Raw genomic sequence first — 24,128 nt, forward strand, 5'->3', positions numbered from 1 at the left:
GCCATGAGTGATATCAAAGTACCCGAAATGGGCGAATCCATCGTAGAAGGCACAATTTCCAAATGGCATGTCAAAGCCGGCGACAGCGTCAACGTCGGCGACGTGCTGGCGGAGCTCGAAACGGACAAGGTCAACATCGAAATCAGCGCCGAGCAAGCGGGCACGATCGAGTCCCTGCTGCGCGCCGAAGGCGACACCGTCGCCGTCGGCGAAACGATCGGCATGATCGGCAGCGGCTCCGGCTCCGGCGCCGCCGCGCCTAGCCAGCCTGCGGCCGCTTCCGCGGCGCCTGCAGCGCCCGCAAGCCAGCCGGCAGCCGAGCAGCCGGAAATGAAGCCTGCCGTGCCGGCGTCGCCGCCGGTCGCGGCATCCGCGCCGGCTCCGGCATCCGACGCCGCGGCGTCGGCGACGCCGGCCGCGCGCAAGCTGGCGCGCGAGCGCGGCATCGACCTGTCGCAAGTGCAGGCGGTCGATCCGCTCGGACGCATCCGCCAATCCGACATCGAAGCGCACGGCACGCGCCCGACGGCGCCAGCGGCTCCCGCCGCGCCTGCCGCGCCGGCCCAGCCTGCCGCGGAAGCCGGCAAGCCGGCCGAGCGCCGCAAGATGTCCCGCCGCCGTTTGACGATCGCGAAGCGCCTCGTCGAAGCGCAGCACACGGCCGCGATGCTGACGACGTTCAACGAAGTCGACATGACGGCGATCCTGGACGTGCGCAAGCGCCGCAAGCAAGCGTTCCAAGAGAAGCACGACGTGGGCCTCGGCTTCATGTCCTTCTTCACGAAGGCGGTAATCGGCGCGCTGAAGGCGTACCCGCTGCTGAACGCCGAAATCCAAGGCGAAGATATCCTCGTCAAGCAGTACTATGACATCGGCATCGCGGTATCCGCGAAGGAAGGCCTCGTCGTGCCCGTCGTGCGCGACGCGGACCGTCTGAGCTTCGCGCAGATCGAGAAGCAGATCGGCGAGCTCGCGTCCAAAGCCCGCGCCAACACGCTGTCGCTGAACGATCTGCAGGGCGGCACGTTCACGATCACGAACGGCGGCGTCTTCGGCTCGCTCCTCTCCACGCCGATCCTGAACGCGCCGCAGGTCGGCATCCTGGGCATGCACAAAATCCAGGTCCGTCCGGTCGCGATCAACGATACCGAGATGGAAAACCGTCCGATGATGTACATCGCTCTGTCCTACGATCACCGGATCGTCGACGGCGCGGAAGCGGTCCGCTTCCTCGTCACGGTCAAGCAGCTGCTGGAAGATCCGGAATCGCTCCTGCTGGAAGGTTAATTGCTGGAATAGCAACTTTCACCTAACCGAAACCTCACAAGCCGACGTCAGGCCATCTGTCCTGGATCGTCAGCTTGCGAGGTTTTTTTATTGCTATTCGCGAACGTTCTACATAAAATAAGAACAAACGAATAAGGGAGGCGGATGAGACGTGAACGTACGCAAGATGCGGTTGTTTGACTCCGAAAACATCCACTCCAGCGAGGACCGGGACGAGTTCGAGAAGGATTACGCCCGCTTGATCCAATCGCCGGCGTTCCGCCGGCTGCAAGGAAAATCGCAGGTGTTCGGCGCCGGGTCCGGCGACTATTACCGGACGCGGCTGACGCATTCGCTGGAGGTATCGCAGATCGCCCGGGAGGTGGCGCGCAAGCTGTGCAAGACGAATCCGTTTCTCGCGCGGCGCGAGCATCCCGGACTGGTCATGGACCCCGAGGTCGTGGAGGTCGCTTCGCTCGCCCATGATCTCGGCCACCCGCCGTTCGGCCACAAGGGCGAGGAAGTGCTGAACGAGATTTTGACGGCGGAATGCGGGATGAAATACGAGGGCAACGCCCAAAATTTCCGCATCCTCATGTTCCTCGAGAAGCGCGCGGGAAGCGACAGCGGCCTCGATCTGACGGCCGCGGTGCTGCTCGCGATCAATAAGTACCCGTTCTGCCTGGACGATCCGGGACGGCTCAAGGGCGTCTACGGCATGGAATGGGAGGGCATCGCCGGCCTCCGCAAAGCGTGGGGCATGCCGGACGGAGTCGCGACGCTGGAAGCCCAGTTGATGGACCTGTGCGACGACATCGCGTACTCGACGCACGACATCGAGGACGGGATTCGCGCCGGCAAGATTCAGATGAATCCCAGCCTGTTCGAGGATGACCGGCTCGTGGCGAGCGTCATGCAGGAGATCGTCGACGATCCCGGCAACGCGGTCATGCACTGGGAGGAAGTCGACATGATGCAGATGGTGCGTCAAGCGCTTCATCACTACCTGCAGCAGTGGGAGACGGTCTACGTCGAGTGCGGCCGGGAGCCGTCCCGGACGCGGCGCGAGATGAAGGCGCGCTGGGTGCGCAAGTTCGTCAGCGGCGTCGGCATCATCGACGATCCCGTCACCGGCTGGAAGCGCGTGACGTTCATCCGCGACGGCGTGCAGGACCTGGAGCTGCTGCGGACGATGGAGATTTTGAAGAAGCTCGCTTGGGTGACGCTCATCAAGGACTTCCGCGTGCAGCGGCTGCACAAGCGAAGCGAGATCATGATCCAGCGGCTGTGGGACAGCTTCCGGACGCCGGAGACGGGGCGGCTCATCATCCCGCCGGACTGGCTGGAGAGCTACGAGCGGCAGCGCAGCAAGTGGCCGTGGGAGCGCATGGTGGCGGATTACATCGCGGGCATGACCGACGCGTATGCCGAGAAAGTGTACGCGGAATTTTACGCGAGCCGGTCGGGTTCGATCTATGAGCGCGATTGATCGCGTACGGGAAGCGCGGGAAGCGATACCGCGGCTCGGCGCGGCTTAAAAGGACAGACGAAGGACGATCGGCGCTTCGGCGCGGTCGTCCTTCTTGCGAAGGGAGCGGGCAAGCGGGATGCGGGAATCGGCGAACGAAGGCGAAGGCGCAAGCTGCGTCGTCCGGCGCGTCGGCATCGTGATCGAAGCCGGCGGGGACGGCGTGACGGCGGCGATCGGCGCCAAGACGCTGCGGCTGCCGCGGGACAAGGTGGCGGCGGACGCCAAGGCGGGGGACGCCATCGTCTGGACTGGCAGCATTTGGACGGTTTCGGAGCGCTTCGGATCGATCGGAACGGGGTACATCAAACATGAGAAAAGCTTAATGGCTCCGGCACCCTTTAACGGAGCCGACGATCCGAATCCTTCATAGAGACAAAGGGAGGATGAACGCATTCATGGAAGTTTTGGATCAGAAACGATGCCTGTTCTGCGATTCGCTCGTACAGGTCAAACATAAAGGCGGCAGCGAATGGTACATGAACTGCCTATGCTCGCCGAGCGCGTCTTACGGCTTGAAGGACGGCAGCTACGAACCGTTCAGGCAGCTGTCCTACGGGGAGAAGAGGAGCATGTTCCCGATCATCTCCGCTTACATCCGCGAGAAGAGCGACTGCGAGGAGACGGTCATCGTCTCCTTCGACGGGAAGGACGAGATCCTGCAGTCGCCGCTCGTGCCGCTGACGACCGAGGACAAGGGGCTGCGCCTGCTGCGGTACTTGCACCGCCATGCGGGAGGGCCGGGCGAGCCGGTCGTGATCAATCAGTTCGCGCAGAGCTTCAACTTGACGTATTCGATGAATTTGCAGGAGCTCGTGTACATCGCCGAGAAGCTGAAGGAAGAGGGCCTGATCGAGCGGATCGGCTCGACGTTCCGGCTGACGGAGAAGGGTTGGCTGGAGGCGGAATCCAGCGCATCGGGCAAGGCGCTCAAGCCTTGTTTCGTGCTGCTTCCGGAACGCGAGGAAGACATGACGCGGGAGTGGATGAACACGGTGTTTCCGCGCTTGATCCAGCTCGGCTACTCGCCCAAGCTGGTGGAGCGGGAAGAGGGACGCCCGTCGGACGGCAAGTCCATGCAGGAGGCGCTGCAGCAGGTGCTTACCTGCAAGATGCTCATCGCCGACATCTCGGCGCCGGAGGCCGAGACGTGGATGTACGCCGGCTACGCGCTCGGCAACGAGATCCCGGTGACCTGGACCTGCAGCTCCGCTTCGGCGTCGGACAAGCCGGCGGGCGTGCGGCCGATCGTCTGGGAGGACGCGGAGCAGCTCGCGAGCCAGCTGCAGCTCGCCATCGGACGGGAAGGCTGACCGGCTCCCGTCCCGAAATCGGATTTGCTCCCGGATCGCGCGTTCGGCTATAATGATTTTATGCAATTTAATGAAATCAACGCGATTTCGGGAGGGACGAGCATGTCTATTTACGATTTTGAAGTGACGACGATCGACGGCAAACCGACGACGCTCAAGCCGTACGAGGGCAACATCCTGCTGATCGTCAACACGGCGAGCGCCTGCGGACTGACGCCGCATTACAAGGGGCTGCAGCACATCTACGAGACGTTCAAGGACGAAGGCGTCGTCGTCCTCGGGTTCCCGTGCAATCAATTCAAGAACCAGGAGCCGGGTACGAACGAAGAGATCGCGCAGTTTTGCGAGCTGAATTACAACGTGACGTTCCCGATGTTCGCCAAGATCGACGTGCGCGGCGAAGACGCGCATCCGCTCTATAAGTACCTTGTCGACGCGGTGCCGGCGCCGTACCATGCGGGCGACATCGATTGGAACTTCGCGAAGTTTCTCGTGGACCGGCAGGGCAACGTCCTGAAGCAGTATCCGGCTCCGACGGATCCTTCGGCCATCGAACCCGACCTGCGCAGCCTGATCGAGACGGGCGGCCTCGGCGCGGCTTCCAATACCGTCAACGATTGAACGGTCGAATCGCGGATGAAGACAAAAAAGCACCTGCTGGTTCAGGTGCTTTTTTTGCGTTTTCCGCCGCCGTACGCCGAGCCGCCGCCTTATCGGCGCCCGGGGGCTTCCGCGCGGCCGACGCGCCTGCGGCCGAGCAGGCTCTTGACGAACGCGGCGTTCCGCGCGTTGTAGACGATGCCGGCGGCGAGCCAGACGAGGCCCATGATCAGCGCGTCCTTGCTGAGCAGCAGGAACAGCCAGGCGATGAAGCCGGCGCCGACGGCCGGCAGAACGAGGTACAGCAGCGTGCCGGTCAGGGAGCGGCGGCGCTCCTTGGCGAAGTAATGGCAGACGACCGACGCGTTCACGAAGAAGAAGGCGGTCAGCGCGCCGAAATTGACGAATTTGACGGCCGTGTCCAGCCGGATGACGAGCGCGAGCAGCGACACGATCGCGACGATCAGGATGTTGGCGAGCGGCGTCTTCAGCTTCGGATGCACGTACGCGAAGGTGCGCGCCGGCAGGATCGATTCGCGGCCCATGACGTACATGAGCCGGGACGCGCTCGAGACGGACGAGACGCCTTGGGTGAAGATCGCGAGCAGCAGGACGCCGATGAACACGGTGCCGAGCGCGGCGCCGCCGACCATTTTCACGATCTCGAGGCCGGCCGAATCGAGGTCCGCGAACGAGAGGACGCCCGGAAAATCGAGCTGGGTCAAATAAGACGGTGTGACATATAGGACGCAGGCGATTATAATGATGAAGGCGATTGCGCGAGGGATCGTTTTCCGGGCGTTCTTCGTCTCTTCGGCCATCGTCGTGATGGAATCGAAGCCGAGGAACGAAAAGCAGATCACGGAGGCACCGGACAAGACTCCGTCGAGAGGGACGCGCGTTTGCAGCAGCGGCGCGAGCGGATCGCCATGCGAAGGCAAATGGCGGACGAGCAGCAGGCAAAAGAGCGCAATGAAGCCCATTTGAAGCAGGACGATCCATTTGCTCAAATTCGCGGAGAAGGAGGCGCCCTTCGCGTTCACCAACGTAACCGCGAGGTTGATGCCGACGATCCACGCCGCGGCGGGAACGGCCGGAAATTGCGCATGCATGTAAATGCCGAACGTAAGACAGGCGATGATGGGGGAGAATAGATAATCGAGCAGCAGCGCCCAACCGACCAGGAAGCCGAGATACGGATGGACGGCTTTCTTGACGTAGGTGTAGGCGGAACCCGACGTCGGATGGGCGACGGCCATCAAGCCGTAGCTGTACGCGGTGAACAGGATGGCGACGAACGCGAGCAGATAGGCCTGCGTCAGCATGCCGGACGAAGCATCGTACGCGATGCCGTAAATGGAGAAATAAATCATGGGCGTCATCCAGGCGAGTCCGAGAAACGCGACCTGGAACAGCGACAGCGTCTGTTGAAGCTTCATTTGCTCTCTCATGCGCAGCAACCCTTTCCGATGGTGGCTAAAATAAAAAAGCTCGGGAGATATCGCGTCGACTGATATCCTCCCGGGCTTTTGTCCCTCCGTGCACACGGCGGCCGCCGTGCGTTTTCTCTCGGACCAGGCCGTCGGTCAGGTTAACTGCCGCCGCGGAACCCTAGAAAACGATTTTCGTATGCAATTCGGTTTTTCTTGTTAGATAATATAACACGAAGAACGCAGACGTCAAATGAAAAGTTATTAAACTTCAGATCATGCGCGATGAATGGAAAGGATGCTTACAAGTTGGCGACCACCGAAGAAGAGAAACCGAAATTGATTCCGACGAAGATTTGGAAATGCAAAAATCCGGAGTGCAAAGCGTGGGTGCGCGAGGAGTTCGCCGAGAGCGAGCAAAGCTGCCCGATCTGCAAAGGCCCCATGCACCGGAGCATGAGGCATTTGCCGGCCGTGCAAAACAAAATCAAACGACAACCGAAAAAACCGAAATCGGAATTCGATTTTTAAGCCGCCGCGCAGGCGGCTTTTTTCGTTTTAGTACAGGAGACGCCAGAGGTAGAACGTCGCGTACGCCTTCCATTCGCCCCATGGCGCGGCAAGCGCCTTGATCTCGGCGAGCGACGGCTTCTCCTCGCGGCCGAGCGCGGCCTTGAGCGCGTTGTGCAGGCCCACGTCCTCGAGCGGGAACGCGCCGGGATTGCGCAGGCAGCGCATCAGCACGTAATGCGCCGTCCACGGGCCGATGCCGCGTATGGCGGTGAGCGCCTTCTCCCGGGCCGTCCAATCGGGCAGCGCGAGCAGGCCTGCTTTGGACAGGGCGCCATCGGCCATCAGCCGCGCGACGCCGACGACGTACTCGGCTTTCCGCCCCGTGAACTGCAGGTCGCGGAGCTCGGCGGGATCGATCGCCGCGATCCGCTCCGGCGCCGGGAACGTCCAGTAGGCGCGCCCGTCCCACCGGAAGGCAGCGCCGTACCGTTCCACGAAGCGGCGCTTGAGCGTGTAGGCGAAGGTCAGGTTGATCTGCTGCCCCATGATGCCCCAGCACAGCGCCTCGAACAAATCGGCGATGCCGACGATGCGCAGGCCGCGGAAACGCCGGACCGCGGGAGCCAGTACTTCGTCGCCGGAAGCGAGCGCCAGGAAGCCGCTCAAATCCCGGTCCATGTCGAACCAATCGCGGACGTACGCGGTGACGGCTCTCGCCGTCGCGTCGTCCGGCGGCCCGGTCAGAGCGAGGAATTCCGCCGCCAGCGCGCCGTCCGCGCGAGCCGACAGCCGGACCAGCGCGGGCGACCCGCCCGCGGGCACGAGCCGGGTCACGGACGCGGCGTCCGCTTCGTACAGGCACTCGTTGGCGGAGCGGTTCAAGTAATCGATGATAGGCGCGAAATCGAAGACGTCCGGCGTCTCGATGGTTATGCTGGCTGCCATGCGTTCGAAGCCTCCCTCGTCGGGCGGAGCTTGCTCTCCGCTCTCTGTACTAGTTGTACCATAAAACGCGGCGACGGCGCCTTTCGCAATCTTGCTTTTCCATTCAAGCAGGCTTACATCCGGCCGGCAAAGCGGGTATACTTTGCGTTGTGGAGGTGAGGCGCGTGGCCGTTCAACCGAACGAGACGCCGTCGGACGCGCAGTGGACCGCGATCGTCGATTGCGATGCGTCGCAAGACGGCAAGTATTATTACAGCGTCAGCACGACGCGCGTTTTTTGCCGGCCGTCCTGCAAGTCGAGGGCGCCGAAGAGGGAGCACGTGCGCGTGTTCAATACCGCGGCGGAGGCGGCGCAAGCGGGCTTCCGGCCGTGCAAGCGGTGCAAGCCGGACGGGCTGCGGCTTCCGGACGAGGAATGGGTGGACGCCATCGCGGAATCGATCCGCGCGCATTATCCGGAGCGGATCACGCTCGATGCGTTGGCCGAACAGCAGCACGTCAGCCCGTACCACCTGCAGCGCACCTTCAAGCGGGTCCGGGGCCAGTCTCCCGCCGATTACCTGCTGCGCGTGCGCATCGAGGCGGCCAAGACGCTGCTGCGCGAATCCGCGGCCGCGATCGCCGCGGTCGGCGGCGAGGTCGGCATGCCGAACGCGGCGCATTTCGCGACCGCGTTCCAGAAGGCCGCCGGCTGCACGCCTACGCAATACCGACTGGCGCATCGCGCGCCGAACCATTCGAAAGACGGTGACGTTCATGAGTAAATTCGACGGCAAATTGTATTGGTCGCTGCTCGACAGCGGCGATTGGCGCATGCATATCGCGGCCACCGACAAGGGACTGTGCTACATCGGCACCCCCGGGGCCGCTTACGCGGACTTGGCCGGCTGGGCCGCCCGGCAGCTCCCGGGAACCGAGCCGCGGCGCGACGACGCGGCTATGGCTCCCTACGCGGCGGCGATCCGCGCTTACCTGGAAGACGGCGCGCGGGATGCCGACGTCGCGATGGATCTGCGGGGCACCGCGTTCCAGCAAGCCGTCTGGCAGGAGCTGCGGCTCATTCCGTCCGGCGAGGTGCGCGCCTACTCGGACGTCGCCGAGCGGCTCGGCCGTCCGTCCGCGGTGCGGGCGGTCGCCGGCGCGATCGGGGCGAACCCCGTGCTGCTCTTCGTGCCCTGCCACCGGGTGCTCGGGAAGAACGGCACGCTGACCGGCTTCCGCGCCGGCATGGCGATGAAGGCGGAGCTGCTCCGGCGCGAAGGAGCGCTCCGGGCGACGTCGTGATTTTCTACTTCTTCGCCTTGTCGGCGGCGTCGGCCGTGCTGCTGCTGGCGAACCCGCGCGGCGGCGCGAACCGCTGGGCGGCGTTCTTCCTGGCGTGCGCGGCGGTCGGCGGCTTGGAGGGTACGCTGCGCGAGGCGGGCCTGCCGCGCATCGCGGACGCGGCGGTGTACGTCAATCAGACGTGGACCCCGTACGGCATTCTCGCGTTCAGCCTGACCCATGCCGAGAAGTGGCCGAAGCGCCGGAGGACTCGCGCGCTCCTGCAAGCCGCGCTGCTGATCCCGGCCGCCGCGACGCTCGCCGTGACGCCGCTGGAGCCGGCGATCCGCGTCGACTTCGGCCTGCTGCTGTGCTGGGTGGGGCCGTATTACGCCGCTTCCTGCTGGGTGCTGCTGCGCGCGCTGCTGACGGAAGCGGACCCGCGGCGCAGGCGCGGCCGGCTCCTGACGACGCTGATCATCGTGCCCACCGTGCTCGCGGCCCTCGCGTTCATCAACGTGGCCCGGGCGATCGAGCCGGACTTCGACTTCTTCGCGTACATCTCCGTCTTCGTCATCTATTCGCTCGCCATGGCGCTCCTGTGCGTCTTCATGTACGGCTTTCTCGGCGTCAAGCTGCGGCTCGAACGCGATCCGCTCGACGCGACGATGGAGGCCGTCAGCTCGGGCACGACGATGCTCAATCACACGATCAAGAACGAAATCGGCAAAATCTCGCTCAGCACGCTCAATCTCGGCCATCGGCTGCCGGACGCCGACGACGAAGCGCGGCAGCATCTCGCCATCATCTCGCAATCCTCCGCGCATTTATTGGATATGGTGACGCGCATTCACGGGCGGACGAAGGCGATCGTCCTGCGCGAGCAGCCGCACGCGCTGGAAGCCGTCGTCCGCGACTGCCTCGCCCGATGCGCCGACGAGCTCGAAGCACGGGGAATCGCCGTCTCGTTCGGCGTGCTGGAACGCCCCGTGCTGACGCTGGACGCCGTCCACGTCCGGGAGGCGGTCGGCAACCTGATCGCGAACGCGGCCGAGGCGATGGAACGGGGCGGCCGTCTCCGGCTGACGCTCGAGGGGAACAAACGGCATGTGCTGCTGACCGTGGCGGACGACGGGCCAGGCATTCCGAAGGAGCTGCAGCGGCGCGTCCTTGAGCCGTTCTTCAGCACGAAGAGCCGCACCGACAATTACGGGCTCGGCTTGTCCTACGCGTACAACGTCATGCTGCTGAGCGGCGGGACGCTCGCCGTGAGCAGCGAACCGGGACGCGGCGCGCGCGTGACGCTGGCGTTCCCGCGCAAGAAACAACTTCGGAAGGAATGAACGTACGGACATGAATGCGATCCGCGTAGTTCTGGTCGAGGACGATCCCGGCTGGATCAAGGCCATCACCGCTTTTCTGAATCGGGAGGAGGACCTGCTCGTCGTCGGCGCCGCGACGAACGCGGCGGAGGCGGCGTCGCTCGCCCGCACGCTGGAATTCGACGTCGTCCTCATGGACATCCAGCTGACCGACCGCAAGCTCGAAGGCATTTACGCGGCGATGGAGATTCACGGGCTCGCGCCGCAGGCCAAGATCATCATGCTGACGTCGATGAGCGAGGAGTCGGTCATGACGAAGGCGTTCACGGCCGGCGCCGTCAATTATATCGAGAAGACGAACTATCTTCATCTGCCGCACGCCATCCGCGCGGCTTACCATCATTCGGCGCCGATGGACGCGCTGCTGAAGGAGTTCGCCCGGCTGAAGCGGGAGGAGCAGTTGAAGCCGCTCACCGCGGCGGAGCGCGAGGTGTTCGATCTGATCGAGGCGGGCTACACCCAGCCGCAGATCGAGCGCAAGCTGTTCAAGGCGGAGAGCACGCTGAAGAACCAGGTCAACAAGATGCTGAAGAAGCTCGGCGTCCGCAGCAGCAAGGAAGCCGTGGAGAAGGTGAAGCGGATCGGACTCGCCCCGGAGAAGCCGGACGGGCCGGAGAATCCGCAGATGTGAAGCCGCGTTAAGCGGGTCGAAGGAACGCAACCGGAAACGGGGGTACTAGAAATTCTAGTACCCTTTTCGCCGCGCGTTCCATGAAAGTTGGTTCTGCCCGAGGCCCGGCGTATGCCGTTATACTTGGCCTTGAGAGGAGCTGACGAAGGACAATGCGGCGAAGCAAACCGATTTACGTCGAAACGACCATCCGCACCGATATGGAGACGCTGTGGAACCATACGCAGAAGCCGGAGCTCCACCGGCAGTGGGATCTCCGGTTTACCGACATCGCTTACCTGCCCCGTCCGAATCCGGAAGCGCCGCAAAGGTTCACGTACGCCACGCGGATCGGGTTCGGCCTCGCGATCGCCGGCACGGGCGAGTCGCGGACGGCGCGGTTCCCGAAGAGCGGCGTGCGGCTGTCCGCGCTGGCTTTCGGCTCCGGCCAACCGCTGTCGCTGATCAGCCGGGGAACGGGGTATTGGAAATACGTGCCGCCGAAGCGGGGCCGGGATGCCGGAGGAGGCGAAGAGCCCGAGGAGGGAAGCGAGGACAGCTGCCCTAACAGAAAGAATGACGGAAGCGATGGCGGCATCCGGTTCATCACGCAATACGACTACCGGACGCGTTTCGGTCCGCTCGGCCGCGCGTTCGACCGCTTCGCGTTCCGCCCGCTGTTCGGTTATGCCACGGCATGGAGCTTCGACGCCCTCCGCCTATGGCTCGAAGCGGGCATTCCGCCGCGGGTCGCGCTGCGTCAGGCCGTCGTCCATTACGCCTGCGCCGGGACGCTCGCCTGTCTGTGGCTCGCGCAGGGGCTGCTGCCGAAGCTGCTGTTCCCGGACGCCGGCGAGCTCGCGATCTTGGCGGCGACGGGCTGGATCCCGGAGGGCCGCGAGCCGCTCGCGGCGCTGCTGCTGGGCATTGGCGAAGCCGGCCTCGGCCTCGCCACGCTGCCGCTGCACCGCCGCGGGCGGTTCCTCGCCGCGCAGGCGCCGCTGCTCCTGCTGCTCGCGGCGCTGGGCGCGGCCGGCGATCCCGCGCTGCTGCGCTCGCCGTTCAATCCGGCGCTGCTCGGCGTCGGCATGGCCGCGCTTAGCCTGGCCGCCGCGCTGACGGCGCGGGAGCTTGCCGCTGCCGGACGCTGCCTGCGCGGTCCGCGGCCGAAGGGAGGGCGGGCGCGATGACGACGGCGTCGATCTACGAGCGCGCGCTCGGGGCGGAGTTCGCGAAGCTGCACCCGCGCATCCGCCAGCGGTTCGGCTTCAGCAGCGGGGACGGGGTCGCCTCCATCGGCGAAGGCGTCATGGAGCGCATCTGGTACAACAAGTGGGCGGCGGCGCCGCTCTGGCTCGGAACGGCGCGCCATATCATGTTCCCGAAGGCGGGCGAGGGCGTTCCGTTCACGATCGCCAACTACGCCTACGAGGACGCCTTCGGACGCGAGACGGTCACGTGGAGCCGCCGGTTCCGCTTCCCGGAAGGCGTCCGCAAGTTCGACGCGACGATGATCTACAGCCGGCAGCGCCGGCGCATCGTCGATTATTTGGGCACGAAGCAGCATCTGGCGGTCGACCTCGAGATGGCGGCGTCGCCGCACGGCGGCATCCTGATCCGCTCGGGCGAGCAGCGCTTCTACGAAGGCCCGCTCGGGTTCCGCTTCCCCGAGCGGCTGACGGGAAGGGCGGAGGTGCACGAATGGTACGACGACGAGGCGGGCCGCTTCCGGATAACGGTCGATGTCGTCAATCCGCTGCTCGGGCCGGTCTTCCGGTACGGCGGCTGGTTCCGGGCCGCGACGGTGCCGATGGCGGGACGGCGCGTTCCCGGCGAGGCGAAGCCGACGCGCGAGGAATTTCGGGAGTAACGCCCGCCCGCGCGCCGTTAACGCTCCTGTCCGCCTCGTCGACGCTTCGGCGATAACCATGCGCCCGCGCCTCGGGGGCGCTCCCATCCTACGCGTCCGGCGCCGATTCGTAACCCGGCGGAGAAAACGGTATAATGGAGCGACGAAGTCAGGAAGGGTGAGGAAATTGATCGAGATCGAAGCCTATACCGTGGAGAAAATCAAGGATCCGTTCGGCATCTTGGCCGGGGAACGATACGAATTCAAGCTGGAAATCGACGTCGCGGAGGACGACGAGCTGTACGTTGAAGGAGGGCTGTTCATTCGGGCCATCTACCGCGTCGACGGGGATGCCGGGCGTCTCGTCAAGTACGAGCTGTACAAGCGGATCAACGATGCGTTCTACGATTTCGAGCTGGAGGACGAGGAAGAACGGATGCTCGAATCGTTTTGCGGGGCGCATTTCACCGAGTCGCAGGAATAGAATAGAAGCGGGCGCGGGCAGCCGGCGTTTCACGGGGGCGAGGCCCGTGTAATAAGGAGTACGGCAAGCGGATAAGCGGGCCGAAACCTAGTGATCAGGCGGTGAATGACATGACAGTCCATTATCTGTTGAACTGTTACAACAATCAAATTTTGGTGAAGCAGGTGGACGGCGAAGCCGAGGCCTTCCATGTCAACATTCAAAGCAACAGCAACCCGCTCAGTTTCGGCAACAAATTGTACGCGGCAGCGAGCAAGGAGCAGGCGGTGCGGATCGCGAACCAGCTTTGCGCGTTCTACTCGATGGCGAGAGCGAACGGCTACCGGCTCGAGGGCACGACGTTCCGCAACGAGAACAAGACCGACATTACCGTCGAGGACGTGCTCAAGGTCGAGCGGACGAAAGACGATATGCACGATTTGCTGCAGCGCGCGTAGCCTCCTTGAATGCGCTCCCAACCAACTTAAAACCCGATTACGCGCAGGACCTTCGCCGAAGGTCCTGTTTTTTGCGTTTCGATTGTTGCCTATCCTGGCGATAACCGGCAGAACCGGGCCCGAAAGTGGACATCGCACGCGCCGGCGTCCTATAATGGAGGGTATGTTGTCGCCGGCCGGCGCCGGCCGAACGAAGGAAACGGGGCATCGCGCATGAAGAAATTCAAAAAGTTTTATATCGAAATCACGAGCGTCTGCAATTTGGCCTGCTCCTTCTGCCCGCCGACGGAACGGGCGAAAGGATTCATCTCCGTGGCGGATTTTACGCGGACGCTGGAGCAGATCAGGCCGCACGCGGACCATATTTATTTTCACGTCAAGGGCGAGCCGCTGCTTCATCCCAAGATCGATACGCTGCTCGACCTCGCCCACGAACGCGGCTTCAAGGTGAACCTGACCTCGAACGGCACGCTGCTCCACAAAGCCGGGCCGAAAATTCTCGGCAAGCCGGCGCTGCGGCAGATCAACTTCTCGCTGCACAGCTTCGACGGCCACGAGGGCTCGGTCGACAAGGAAGGCTACGTCGGCAAAGTGCTCGCGTTCGCCAAGGAAGCCGTCGCGGCGTCGGACGTCCTCGTCTCGCTGCGGCTGTGGAATTTGACGGAGGATAACGCCGCGAACGTCGCGCGCCAGCGCAACCAGGAGATTCTCGACCAGCTCGAGCGGACGTTCGGGCTCGATTTCCGGATCCGGGACCATTATACGCGGGGCAAAGGCATCAAGCTGGCCGACCGCATCTACCTGAACCACGATCACGAGTTCAAGTGGCCGGACCTGAAGGAGAAGGAAGACGAGAACCGCGGCTTCTGCCACGGCCTGCGCAATCAGGCGGGCGTGCTCGTGGACGGCACCGTCATTCCTTGCTGCCTGGACGGCGAAGGGGTCATCGATCTCGGCAACATCCATCAAACCGCGTTCTCGGACATCATCGAGGGCGAGCGGGCGAAGCGCCTGTACGACGGCTTTTCCCGCCGCGAGGTGGTCGAGGAGCTATGCCGCAAATGCGGCTACCGGCAGCGGTTCAGCATGTGAAGGAAAGAAGGTTGCAACGATATATGGCCTATACGACATCACGTCCCAACGAAGCGGTCGTGCGGCTGGGCGGCGAGCGGAAGCTCCGCGTCCCGCTGTTCTACGTCGCGATCGCGATCTTGCTCGCCAAGCTGGCGCTGCTGCGCTACTTCCTGTTCGGCGAGATTAAGTGGCCCCGGCTCTTCGCCGACGCTTCCGCGCTGCTCGTGCTCTTGTGCGCGCTGGAGCTCGCGACGCCGGCCCGGTTCAAAGCATGGGCGTACGGCAGCTTGAACCTGCTCGTATCGCTCCTGTTTTTTTCGTCGGCCGTTTATTTCGAGCACTTCGGCTCGGTGCCGACGTACACCGCGCTCTACGAGCTGCATCAGGTTACCAAAATCCAGGACAGCGTCGAATCGACGATCCGCTGGAGCCATTATTGGTTCTTCCCGGACGTGCTGATCGGGCTCGTCGTCTGGATCGCCGCCTCTGCGGCCGTCCGGCGGGGAAGCCGGGGCAGGGCGCTCTCCGCGGCGACCCCGATGTACCGCGTCGTGCTGAGCGCGCTGTTCATTCTCTGCTTCGCGATGTCCGCGCGGATCATCCATGTCGGCATGCCGATCGAGAACGAGCTTGTCGAAGCGGAGGACGAGGGCTTCCTGAATTACCAGGTGTCCGCGGCCATCAAGGACGCCAAGGACAACAGCATCGCCTCCGAGGGCAACACGGCGGATTTCGTCAAGCAGGCGAAGGACCTGCAGGCGACGTATCCGTACAAGGGCAAGCCGGGCGGCGCGCCCGCCTACTTCGGCTCGCAGAAGGGGAAGAACGTCATCGTCATCCAAATGGAGGCGTTCCAGAACTTCCCGATCCATCTGAAGCTGGACGGCAAGGAAATTACGCCGGTGCTGAACGGACTGGCGGACGGCAGCTTATACTTCCCGCATATTTTCCAACAAATCGGCCAAGGCAATACGTCGGACGCGGAATTCATGTCGAACACGTCGATCTACCCGACCGCCAAGATCGCCATGTCGACCGGCTACGGCGACCGGAACGTGCCGGGCTTGCCGCGGCTGCTGCAGCAGAACGGCTATGCGGCCGACACGTTCCACGTCAACGACGTGACGTTCTGGGACCGCAACAAGCTGTACGCGGCGCTCAACTTTAACCGGTACTACGACAAGCCGTATTACAAGAACGACCATTTCAACAGCTTTGGCGCCTCCGACGAGGAGCTGTACCGGGTAGCCGTCGAGAAGCTCGGCGAAATCGCCAAGACCAAGCAGCCGTTCTACGGGCAGATGATCACCGTATCGAGCCACTTCCCGTTCGACGTGCCGGCGGACCGCGCCAAGATGACGCTGCCGAACGAATTGAAGGGGACGCAGCTCGGCAATTATTTGCTCGCCGTCAACTACACGGACTACGCGATCGGCACGCTGATCGACCGCCTTAAGGCAAGCGGCCTATGGGAAGACACCGTGCTCGTGCTGTACGGCGACCATTTCGGCCTGCAGCCGACCGACAACGATCCGAACGCGGTCACGAAGGCGCTCGGCGTTCCGTACGATCCGAATGTATCGCGCTTCAACATTCCGCTCATCATCCATCTGCCGGGCGAGCAGCAGGGCAAGGTGGTCGATCGGGTCGGCGGCCAGGTCGACATCATGCCGACGGTCGCCAACCTCCTCGGCATCTCGCTCGAGCAGGCGAACTACGCGGCGTTCGGTCACGATCTGCTCAACATCGACCATAACGTCGTCGGGTCGCGTTATTATTTGCCGACCGGCTCGTTCTTCAACGACAAGATCCTGTTCGTGCCGGGCAAAGGTTTCGACGACGGCACCGCCGTCGACCTGCGGACGCTGAAGCCGGTGACGGACTTGGCGCCCTACCGCAAGGATTACGACTATATCCTGAAGCTGATGGACGTGTCGGACAAGTACGTCCGTTCGCTGCCGAAGCGTTGAACCGAGCCTCAAACAAGCCATATGTAATAAAAGCTGACATAGCGATTGACAGACCGGGAAGGCCGCGGCTATAATGAGCAGCAACGGCAGGTACTGACAATCGCATATCGGTTCTCATGTTAGCTATTGAGAACGAAAAAGCTGTCTAGGGTTCCGTTGGCGTTCGCTTTCTTGACGTCAAGCCTGGTCCGAGAGACGGTGTGCGGCACGCGGATGCTTCGGCTTCTAGCGGCTGCATAACACGGAAGGATAAAAGCCTGGGAGATCATGCTCCCGGGCTTTTTTGTTTTCACGACAAAAGGAGGAATTATCCATGACGAGCTCAACCTTGTGGAGCAAGACGTTCGCGCCGGGGGACAAATGGTCCGGAATCGTCGCGCAAGGCCGCCTGCTGACCTTTACGGCGCTGCAGCCGGACGCCAACCTGGCGCTGACGCTGTTTCACGCGAACGATTTGACGGAGCGCTACAACATGCCCGATACGCTGAAAGCCCAGTATACGGCCCGCCTGACGCGCGGCAACGTCCTGATGAGCGACAACGGGCGCGTGCTGGCGAGCATCGTCGAAGACGGTCTCGGTTGGCACGATCCCATCGGCGGTCTCACGACGCGCGAATCGACCGATGCCAAGTACGGGGCGACGGACTACCAGACGATGCGCAACGGCTGGCTGCGCAGCGGCTACGAGAACTTCGCGGTCGAGCTCGTGCGGTGCGGCCTCGGCGTCCGCGACCTCGGTCCCGTCGTGAACCTGTTCGCCAAGGTGTCCTGCGATCCCGCCGGGCGCCTCATCTACGACGCGGACCACTGCCGGGAAGGCGCGGCCGTGACGCTGCGCACCGACATGGACGTGCTCGTCGTGCTGTCGAACACGCCGAATCCGCTCAACCCGGGGACGACTTATCCTGCGGCTTCCGTCAAGCTGGACGTCTCCGCGGCGCCGCCGTTCGATCCGGCGACGGACGATTGCTTTCATCACCGCGCCGAGAACCGTCGCGCGTTCGAGAACACCGCGGAATACCGGCTGCTGGCCGGCCGCTAACACACGAGGAGGTTGAACCGATGACCGCATTTATTCGTACCGAAAGCTCCTTGCCCGAAGAGCAGGCGATTCACGACGAGACCGTCTTGGCCGGCGACGGCTGGATGAACGTGCTGGAGCCGGGGCAGACGCTCCGGATCGTCGACCTGGCCGGCAATCAGGCGGCGGATACGCTCTTCTTCGACGCCGACAACCCGGACGATCATTACAGCGCCGTCAACACGATCGCGGCCCAAGGCAATCTGTATCTGACGACCGGCTCCGTCCTGCGGACGGAATCCGGCAAGCCGCTCGCGCGGATCGTCGCCGACACGTGCGGCCGTCACGATACGGTCGGCGGCTCCTGCTCCGCGCAGAGCAACACGGTCCGGTACGCGCACGAGAAGCTGCAGATGCACAACTGCCGCGACACGTTCATGCTGCAGCTGGCGAAGCACGACGGCCGCTATACGAAGCGCGACCTGGCGCCGAACGTGAACTTCTTCATGAACGTGCCGGTCACGCCCGAGGGCGATCTGACGTTCGCGGACGGCGTCTCGGCGCCGGGCTGCTATGTGGAGCTCGAGGCGATCGCCCGCACGACGGTGCTGATCAGCAACTGCCCGCAGCTGAACAATCCGTGCAACGCGTACGATCCGACGCCGATTCGCGTCCTGATGTGGAACCCCTGATCCGGAGCTCCCGGTCCGAGACCGGCCGACGGCTCGGACGCGTTCCGATGGTTAGATCGAGAAGATACGGATATTCGGGAGGGAACGACCATGTTCACCAAAGTGCTTATCGCCAACCGCGGCGCCATCGCCGTACGCATCGAACGAACGCTGCGCAAGCTCGGCATCGCGTCCGTCGCCGTATACACGACCGCCGATCAAGACAGCCTGCATGTCGACCGCGCCGACGAAGCGGTGCCGATCGGCGCGGGACCGGCCAAGGACAGCTACCTCGACGCCGAACGGATTCTTCGGGCCGCCGTGGAGACGGGCGCGCAAGCGATCCATCCGGGCTACGGCTTCCTGAGCGAGAACGCGGCTTTCGCCCGCGCCTGCCGGGAGCGCGGCATCGCCTTCATCGGCCCGACGCCGGAGCAGATGGAGCTGTTCGGCCTGAAGCATACCGCGCGGGGAATCGCCGAACGCGCCGGCGTGCCGCTGCTGCCGGGCACGGGGCTGATCGCGGACCCGGAGGAGGCGCTCGCGCAGGCGGACGCGATCGGCTATCCCGTCATCCTGAAGAGCACGGCGGGCGGCGGCGGCATCGGGATGCGCGTCTGCGCCGACGCCGCCGCGCTCCGCGAAGCGTTCGACGGCGTGCGCCATCTGGCGGAGACGAACTTCAAGAACGGCGGCATTTTCCTCGAGAAATACATCGCGAAGGCCCGCCACGTCGAGGTGCAGATTTTCGGCAACCGGTTCGGCGAAGTCGCGGCGCTCGGCGAGCGGGACTGCTCGATCCAGCGCCGCAATCAGAAGGTCATCGAGGAAAGCCCGGCGCCGAACCTGCCGGACGACGTCCGCCAAGCGATGTTCGCGTCGGCGAAGCGCCTCGCGGCCGAAGCCGGCTACCGCAGCGCGGGCACGGTGGAATATTTGTACGACCCGGAGACGTGCCGGTTCTACTTTCTCGAGGTCAACACGCGGCTGCAGGTCGAGCATGGCGTCACCGAGGAAGTGCTCGGCGTCGATCTCGTCGAATGGATGGTGCTGGAGGCGGCGGACGAGCTGCGCGGCATCGAGGCGCGGGTGCCGCGTCCCGAAGGACACAGCATTCAGGCGCGCGTCTACGCGGAGGATTGCCTGCGGCAATTCCGGCCGAGCGCCGGCAAGCTCGACCGCGCGGCATTCGCGGCGGACGCCCGCGTGGAGACGTGGGTGCGCGACGGGCTGACGGTGACGACGCTCTACGACCCGATGCTGGCGAAAATCATCGTCCGCGGCGCGAACCGCGCGGACGCGTTCGCGAAGCTGGCCGCCGCGCTCGACGGCACGCGCCTCTACGGCGTTACGACGAATCTGTCGTACGTGCGGGCGCTGCTGGACGATCCGGATTGCCGGAGCGGGAACGTCTATACGCAGCTGCTGAACGGCTTCGCCCCGTCCGAAGCGGCGATCGAGGTGCTCGACGGCGGCGTGCAGAGCACGGTGCAGGATTGGCCCGGCCGGACCGGTTACTGGGACGTCGGCGTGCCGCCTTGCGGACCGATGGATCCGCTGTCGTTCCGGATCGGCAACAAGCTGCTCGGCAATCCGGACGACGCGCCCGGCCTCGAGCTGACGCTGCGCGGCGGCGCCTATGCGTTCCGCGGCGACATGACGGTGTGCCTCGCGGGCGCGGACATGGAGGCGGAGCTGGACGGCGAGCCGGTGCCGTACTACCGGCCGGTCCACGTCCGCCGGGGCCAGGAGCTTCGGTTCGGCGAAGCGAAGGCGGGGATGCGCGCGTATCTGCTCGTCGCCGGCGGCTTCGACGTGCCGAAGACGCTCGGCAGCGCCGCGACGTTCACGCTCGGCGGCTTCGGCGGCCACGGCGGCCGGGCTTTGCGGGCGGGCGACGTGCTCGCCGTCGGCTGCGCGGCTCGAACGTCGGCGCTGGAGGCGGAACCGGCCGGGTTGGCGGCGCCGCGGGAACTGCCGGAAAGCGGCCGTCCGGCCATGGCGCGGGAGTGGACGATCGGCGTCATTCCGGGGCCGCACTGCACGGAAGAATATTTGAAGCCGAGCTACTTGCGGGAGCTGGCGAACACCGAATTCGAAGTGCATTTCAACAGCTCGCGCACCGGCGTCCGGCTGATCGGCCCGGCCCCGCATTGGGCGCGCGAGGACGGCGGCCAGGCCGGCCTCCATCCGTCCAACATTCACGACAACGCGTACGCGGTCGGCACGCTCGACCTGACGGGCGACATGCCGATCCTGCTCGGCCCCGACGGCCCGAGCCTCGGCGGCTTCGTCTGCCCGGTGACGACGGCGTCGGCGGAATTTTGGAAGCTCGGCCAGCTGCATCCCGGCGACCGCGTGCGGTTCCGGCTGCTGACGCTCGAGGAAGCGGACGCCATGCGGCGCCTGCAGAACGATAATCTCGACGCGATCGGCGAAGGCGCGTTCGACCGGCTGCGGCCGGCCGTGCTGCCGGCGCCGGGCAGCGAGCTCGCGCCGTCCTATCCCCTGCTGCACCGCGAGACCGAGCAACGCCGCTTCCCGATTACGATCCGCTGCAGCGGCGACGAGAACCTGCTCGTGGAATACGGGGAGATGGAGCTCGATTTGACGCTGCGCTTCCAGGTTCACGCCCTGATGGAGGCGATCCGGGCGAGCGGCGCGATTCCCGTGCGGGATTTGACGCCGGGCATCCGCTCCCTGCAGGTGCATATCGATCCGAAGGCGACGACGGTGCAGGACGCATGCGCGCGCATCCTCGAGCTGGACCGCGGGCTGCCGCCGCTGGAAACGATCGAGGTGCCGTCGCGCGTCGTGCGGCTGCCGTTGTCGTGGGACGATCCCGCGACGCAGCTGGCGATCGAGCGTTATCAGCGCAACGTCCGCCCGGACGCGCCGTGGTGCCCGAGCAACCTCGAGTTCATCCGCCGGATCAACGGGCTTGACGGCCTTGACGACGTGCAGCGGATCGTATACGAGGCCAACTACCTCGTCCTGGGGCTCGGCGACGTTTATTTGGGCGCGCCGGTCGCGACGCCGCTCGATCCCCGCCACCGGCTCGTGACGACGAAGTACAACCCGGCCCGCACGTGGACGCCGGAGAATGCCGTCGGCATCGGCGGCGCCTACATGTGCGTGTACGGCATGGAAGGCCCCGGGGGCTATCAGTTCGTCGGCCGCACGATCCAAATGTGGAACCATCTGAACCGCGAGACGGCGAGCTTTCAAGCCGGCAAGCCGTGGCTGCTGCGGTTCTTCGATCAAATCCGGTTCTACCCCGTCGGCGCCGACGAGCTGCTCCGCCTGCGGGAAGACTTCACGCGCGGCCGGTTCGAGGCCGACATCACGGAAACGACGTTCAAGCTCGGCGATTACCTGGCGTTCCTCGCGTCGATCGAGGACGGCGCGGCGGCGTTCGCCGGGACCCAGCAGGCCGCGTTCCGGGCGGAACGCGAGCGGTGGAAGGCGCTCGGACTCGCCGAATACGTCTCCGAGAGCGAAGCGGCGAAGCCGGCCGAAGAAGACGAACTGCCGGACGGCGCGGTCGGCGTCCGCTGCTCCATGCCGGGCAGCGTCTGGAAGGTGCTGGTGAACCCGGGGCAGGCGGTGAAGAAAGGCGAGACGCTGATCATCGAGGAAAGCATGAAGATGGAATTCAATCAGACGGCGCCGTGCGACGGGTACGTCGCCGCCGTCTTCGTCAAGCCGGGGGACGAAGTGCATGCCGGCCAGCTGATCGTCGGCCTCGTCCAAGAAAGCGAAAGAGAGGTGTCCATCGCATGAGACGCGCAAACGAGAAATGGCCCGAACACTTGACCGTCTCCTGGTTGAAGGAGCGGTACGCGGACGGAACGATCACGCCGGTGGAAGTCGCGGAAGAAATCGTCCGTCGCGCCGAACGCGACGCGGACATGCGGATCTGGATCACGCCGCCCGCCATGGAACGGATCATGCCGCATTTGGAGCGCTTGGAGGGGACCGATCCCGGCAGCCTGCCGCTCTGGGGCATCCCGTTCGCGGTGAAGGACAACATCGACGTCGCCGGCCTGCCGACGACCGCCGCTTGCCCGGATTTCGCGTTCGAGCCGGACGCGAGCGCCGTCGTCGTCCGGCGGCTGATCGATGCCGGCGCCATTCCGGTCGGCAAAACGAACCTGGACCAATTCGCCACCGGCCTCGTCGGCACGCGCAGCCCGTACGGCGAGACGCATAACGCGCTGCGGCCGGAGCTGATCAGCGGCGGCTCGAGCTCCGGCTCCGCCGTCGCGGCGGCGCGCGGGCAGGCCGCGTTCGCGCTCGGCACGGATACCGCGGGCTCCGGCCGCGTGCCGGCGGCGCTGAACGGGCTCGTCGGCTACAAGCCGAGCCTCGGCGCCTGGCCGACGAAGGGCGTGCTGCCGGCTTGCGCGAGCCTCGACTGCGTCACGGTGTTCGCGCACGGCCTGGACGACGCGCTCGCCGTCGACGCCGCGGCGCGCGGACCGGAAGCGACGGATCCGTGGTCGAAGGCGATCCCGGCTCCGCGGCCGGGGCGATTGCCGTCGGCGGTCTGCCTGCCGGAGGAGACGCCGGCGTTCTACGGGCCGTTCGCGGCGGAATACCGGGCGGCGTGGGCGGACGCGGTCGCGGCCGCCGAAGCGATGAACCTGCCGATCGTCAAAGTGGATCTTGCGTTGTTCGCGGAAGCGGCGGCGATCTTGTACGACGGCCCGCTGGTCGCCGAACGCTGGGCGGATCTCGGCGATTTCGTGACGACGCATCCGGGCGCGACGCATCCCGTGACGGAGCGGGTGCTGCGCACCGGCGCGTCGCCGGCGTATACGGCGGCCGCGGCGTTCCGGGCGACGCACCGGCTGCAGGCGCTCAAGCTGGAGGCGCGCGGGCTGCTCGCGGACGCCGTGCTGCTGCTGCCGACCTGCGGCGGCACCTGGACGCGCGACGAGGTGCGGCGGGATCCGGTCGCGACGAACGGCGACATGGGGCGGTACACGAACCATTGCAACCTGCTCGACCTGTGCGCCGTCGCGGTGCCGGCGGGCGAGGCGCGCGAACGGATGCCGTTCGGCGTCACCTTCTTCGCGACGGCGGACAACGAGTCGCTGATCGTCGGCGCCGCCGCGGCGTTCGAGGCCGCGCGCAACGCGTTGGCGGAGGTTGGGGAGCCGATCGAGGCGATGAGCGCGAATGGAGCATCGGCGTCATGGGAGGAAGATGCGGTCGCGCCGCCGGAAGCGGCGAAGCCCGCCACGACGCTCGTCGCCGTGTGCGGCCTTCATATGCGCGGCTTTCCGCTGGAGCCGCAGATGCGCGCGTGCGGCGCCGCGTTCGTCCGCGAGGCGGAGAGTGCGCCGAAGTACCGGCTCGTGAAGCTGCCGACCGTGCCGGCAAAGCCGGGGATGATCAAGCTGGAGGCGGGCGGCGCGGCCGTCGCGCTGGAGGTGTGGGAGATGCCGCTCGCGGCCTTCGGCGGCTTCGTCGCGTCCATTCCGGCCCCGCTCGGCATCGGCAAGGTGGAGCTGAGCGACGGCGCCGAAGTGCCGGGCTTCGTCTGCGAGGCGTATGCCGAAGCCGGCGCCGAGGACATCACGGCGGCGGGCTCTTGGCGCAAAGCCGTGCTTTCGCGAAGCTGAATTCCGCGGCATGCCGCCGTTCGCGCGGGCTGCTCGCGCGCCGCAAGGCCGCGTCCCGATGAGGACGCGGCTTTTTGCCGTTCGCGCCGCGAATTCCCGCGGACTAGAAGGCGCTCGCGGTTGAAGCGTATAATAGTAGCGT

22 protein-coding genes and 2 riboswitches are annotated in these 24,128 nt (G+C 65.0%); of the genes, 20 read left to right on the top strand and 2 right to left on the bottom strand.

Annotation, left to right across the window (positions count from 1 at the left end):
• Window positions 1-3: 3 nt before the first annotated feature.
• The 5 genes from odhB to BMZ79_RS02155 all read left to right on the top strand — a co-directional run bounded on the left by odhB (window position 4) and on the right by BMZ79_RS02155 (window position 4,728).
• On the top strand, window positions 4-1,287 hold the full coding sequence (gene odhB / locus BMZ79_RS02135) for a 2-oxoglutarate dehydrogenase complex dihydrolipoyllysine-residue succinyltransferase (protein WP_090636133.1): 1,284 nt from the start codon (window positions 4-6) through the stop codon (window positions 1,285-1,287).
• Between the two features lie 151 nt (window positions 1,288-1,438).
• Window positions 1,439-2,755, top strand: coding sequence for a deoxyguanosinetriphosphate triphosphohydrolase family protein (locus BMZ79_RS02140; RefSeq protein WP_090636135.1), 1,317 nt, complete (start codon window positions 1,439-1,441; stop codon window positions 2,753-2,755).
• 118 nt (window positions 2,756-2,873) lie between these two features.
• Entirely contained in the window at window positions 2,874-3,167 is a 294-nt protein-coding gene (locus tag BMZ79_RS02145) for a hypothetical protein (RefSeq protein ID WP_090636137.1), read from the top strand.
• A 25-nt stretch (window positions 3,168-3,192) separates the two neighbouring features.
• Window positions 3,193-4,107, top strand: coding sequence for a hypothetical protein (locus BMZ79_RS02150; protein ID WP_256252510.1), 915 nt, complete (start codon window positions 3,193-3,195; stop codon window positions 4,105-4,107).
• A gap of 102 nt (window positions 4,108-4,209) precedes the next feature.
• The gene (locus BMZ79_RS02155; RefSeq protein ID WP_090637088.1) at window positions 4,210-4,728 is read left to right on the top strand and encodes a glutathione peroxidase; all 519 of its coding nucleotides are present in this window, start codon (window positions 4,210-4,212) and stop codon (window positions 4,726-4,728) included.
• An 89-nt stretch (window positions 4,729-4,817) separates the two neighbouring features.
• On the opposite strand, the gene BMZ79_RS02160 is transcribed toward BMZ79_RS02155, so the two are convergent.
• Window positions 4,818-6,146: an APC family permease gene (locus BMZ79_RS02160; RefSeq protein WP_256252511.1), complete on the bottom strand. Its 1,329-nt coding sequence runs from the start codon at window positions 6,144-6,146 to the stop codon at window positions 4,818-4,820.
• Between the two features lie 77 nt (window positions 6,147-6,223).
• Window positions 6,224-6,333, bottom strand: a riboswitch (guanidine-I (ykkC/yxkD leader).
• A gap of 113 nt (window positions 6,334-6,446) precedes the next feature.
• Between BMZ79_RS02160 and BMZ79_RS02165 the strand changes: the two genes are divergently transcribed.
• Window positions 6,447-6,668 carry a cold-inducible protein YdjO-related protein gene (locus BMZ79_RS02165; RefSeq protein WP_371263618.1) on the top strand — a complete coding sequence of 74 codons (222 nt, stop codon included), beginning with the start codon at window positions 6,447-6,449 and terminating at the stop codon, window positions 6,666-6,668.
• Between the two features lie 27 nt (window positions 6,669-6,695).
• Here the strand turns inward: BMZ79_RS02165 and BMZ79_RS02170 are convergent, their stop codons facing one another.
• A complete protein-coding gene (locus BMZ79_RS02170) occupies window positions 6,696-7,595 on the bottom strand; it encodes a DNA-3-methyladenine glycosylase family protein (protein WP_090636141.1) in 900 nt (299 codons plus the stop codon).
• Between the two features lie 164 nt (window positions 7,596-7,759).
• On the opposite strand from BMZ79_RS02170, the gene BMZ79_RS02175 reads away from it, so the two are divergent.
• From BMZ79_RS02175 to atzF, 14 genes are all read left to right on the top strand, one after another.
• Window positions 7,760-8,359 carry a bifunctional transcriptional activator/DNA repair enzyme AdaA gene (locus BMZ79_RS02175; RefSeq protein ID WP_090636143.1) on the top strand — a complete coding sequence of 200 codons (600 nt, stop codon included), beginning with the start codon at window positions 7,760-7,762 and terminating at the stop codon, window positions 8,357-8,359.
• Entirely contained in the window at window positions 8,352-8,879 is a 528-nt protein-coding gene (locus tag BMZ79_RS02180) for a methylated-DNA--[protein]-cysteine S-methyltransferase (protein ID WP_090636144.1), read from the top strand. Before BMZ79_RS02175 ends, BMZ79_RS02180 begins: the two co-directional genes overlap by 8 nt.
• Window positions 8,880-8,896: 17 nt before the next feature.
• Window positions 8,897-10,201 (top strand): sensor histidine kinase, encoded by a 1,305-nt coding sequence (locus BMZ79_RS02185; RefSeq protein ID WP_256252512.1) that lies wholly within the window; start codon window positions 8,897-8,899, stop codon window positions 10,199-10,201.
• A gap of 10 nt (window positions 10,202-10,211) precedes the next feature.
• On the top strand, window positions 10,212-10,871 hold the full coding sequence (locus BMZ79_RS02190) for a response regulator transcription factor (RefSeq protein WP_090636148.1): 660 nt from the start codon (window positions 10,212-10,214) through the stop codon (window positions 10,869-10,871).
• 152 nt (window positions 10,872-11,023) lie between these two features.
• Window positions 11,024-12,040: a DoxX-like family protein gene (locus BMZ79_RS02195; protein WP_090636149.1), complete on the top strand. Its 1,017-nt coding sequence runs from the start codon at window positions 11,024-11,026 to the stop codon at window positions 12,038-12,040.
• Entirely contained in the window at window positions 12,037-12,720 is a 684-nt protein-coding gene (locus tag BMZ79_RS02200) for a DUF4166 domain-containing protein (RefSeq protein ID WP_090636152.1), read from the top strand. Before BMZ79_RS02195 ends, BMZ79_RS02200 begins: the two co-directional genes overlap by 4 nt.
• 157 nt (window positions 12,721-12,877) lie before the next feature.
• On the top strand, window positions 12,878-13,183 hold the full coding sequence (locus BMZ79_RS02205; RefSeq protein WP_371263619.1) for a DUF6509 family protein: 306 nt from the start codon (window positions 12,878-12,880) through the stop codon (window positions 13,181-13,183).
• Window positions 13,184-13,293: 110 nt separating this feature from the next.
• Complete coding sequence (locus tag BMZ79_RS02210; RefSeq protein WP_090636155.1) at window positions 13,294-13,620, top strand: hypothetical protein; 327 nt, start codon at window positions 13,294-13,296, stop codon at window positions 13,618-13,620.
• A gap of 213 nt (window positions 13,621-13,833) precedes the next feature.
• Window positions 13,834-14,712, top strand: a complete 879-nt coding sequence (locus BMZ79_RS02215) for a radical SAM/SPASM domain-containing protein (protein ID WP_090636157.1) — start codon at window positions 13,834-13,836, stop codon at window positions 14,710-14,712.
• Window positions 14,713-14,735: 23 nt separating this feature from the next.
• Window positions 14,736-16,664 (top strand): LTA synthase family protein, encoded by a 1,929-nt coding sequence (locus BMZ79_RS02220; RefSeq protein WP_090636159.1) that lies wholly within the window; start codon window positions 14,736-14,738, stop codon window positions 16,662-16,664.
• Between the two features lie 134 nt (window positions 16,665-16,798).
• Window positions 16,799-16,930, top strand: a riboswitch (guanidine-I (ykkC/yxkD leader).
• A 47-nt stretch (window positions 16,931-16,977) separates the two neighbouring features.
• A complete protein-coding gene (locus tag BMZ79_RS02225; protein ID WP_090636161.1) occupies window positions 16,978-17,706 on the top strand; it encodes an urea amidolyase associated protein UAAP1 in 729 nt (242 codons plus the stop codon).
• 20 nt (window positions 17,707-17,726) lie between these two features.
• The gene (locus tag BMZ79_RS02230; protein ID WP_090636163.1) at window positions 17,727-18,377 is read left to right on the top strand and encodes an urea amidolyase associated protein UAAP2; all 651 of its coding nucleotides are present in this window, start codon (window positions 17,727-17,729) and stop codon (window positions 18,375-18,377) included.
• Between the two features lie 90 nt (window positions 18,378-18,467).
• A complete protein-coding gene (gene uca, locus BMZ79_RS02235; RefSeq protein ID WP_090636164.1) occupies window positions 18,468-22,139 on the top strand; it encodes an urea carboxylase in 3,672 nt (1,223 codons plus the stop codon).
• Window positions 22,136-23,986 carry an allophanate hydrolase gene (gene atzF / locus BMZ79_RS02240; protein WP_090636166.1) on the top strand — a complete coding sequence of 617 codons (1,851 nt, stop codon included), beginning with the start codon at window positions 22,136-22,138 and terminating at the stop codon, window positions 23,984-23,986. Before uca ends, atzF begins: the two co-directional genes overlap by 4 nt.
• Window positions 23,987-24,128: the final 142 nt, after the last annotated feature.

The organism is Paenibacillus sp. UNC496MF (genome assembly GCF_900113915.1).
Taxonomy (GTDB): domain Bacteria; phylum Bacillota; class Bacilli; order Paenibacillales; family Paenibacillaceae; genus Paenibacillus_Z; species Paenibacillus_Z artemisiicola.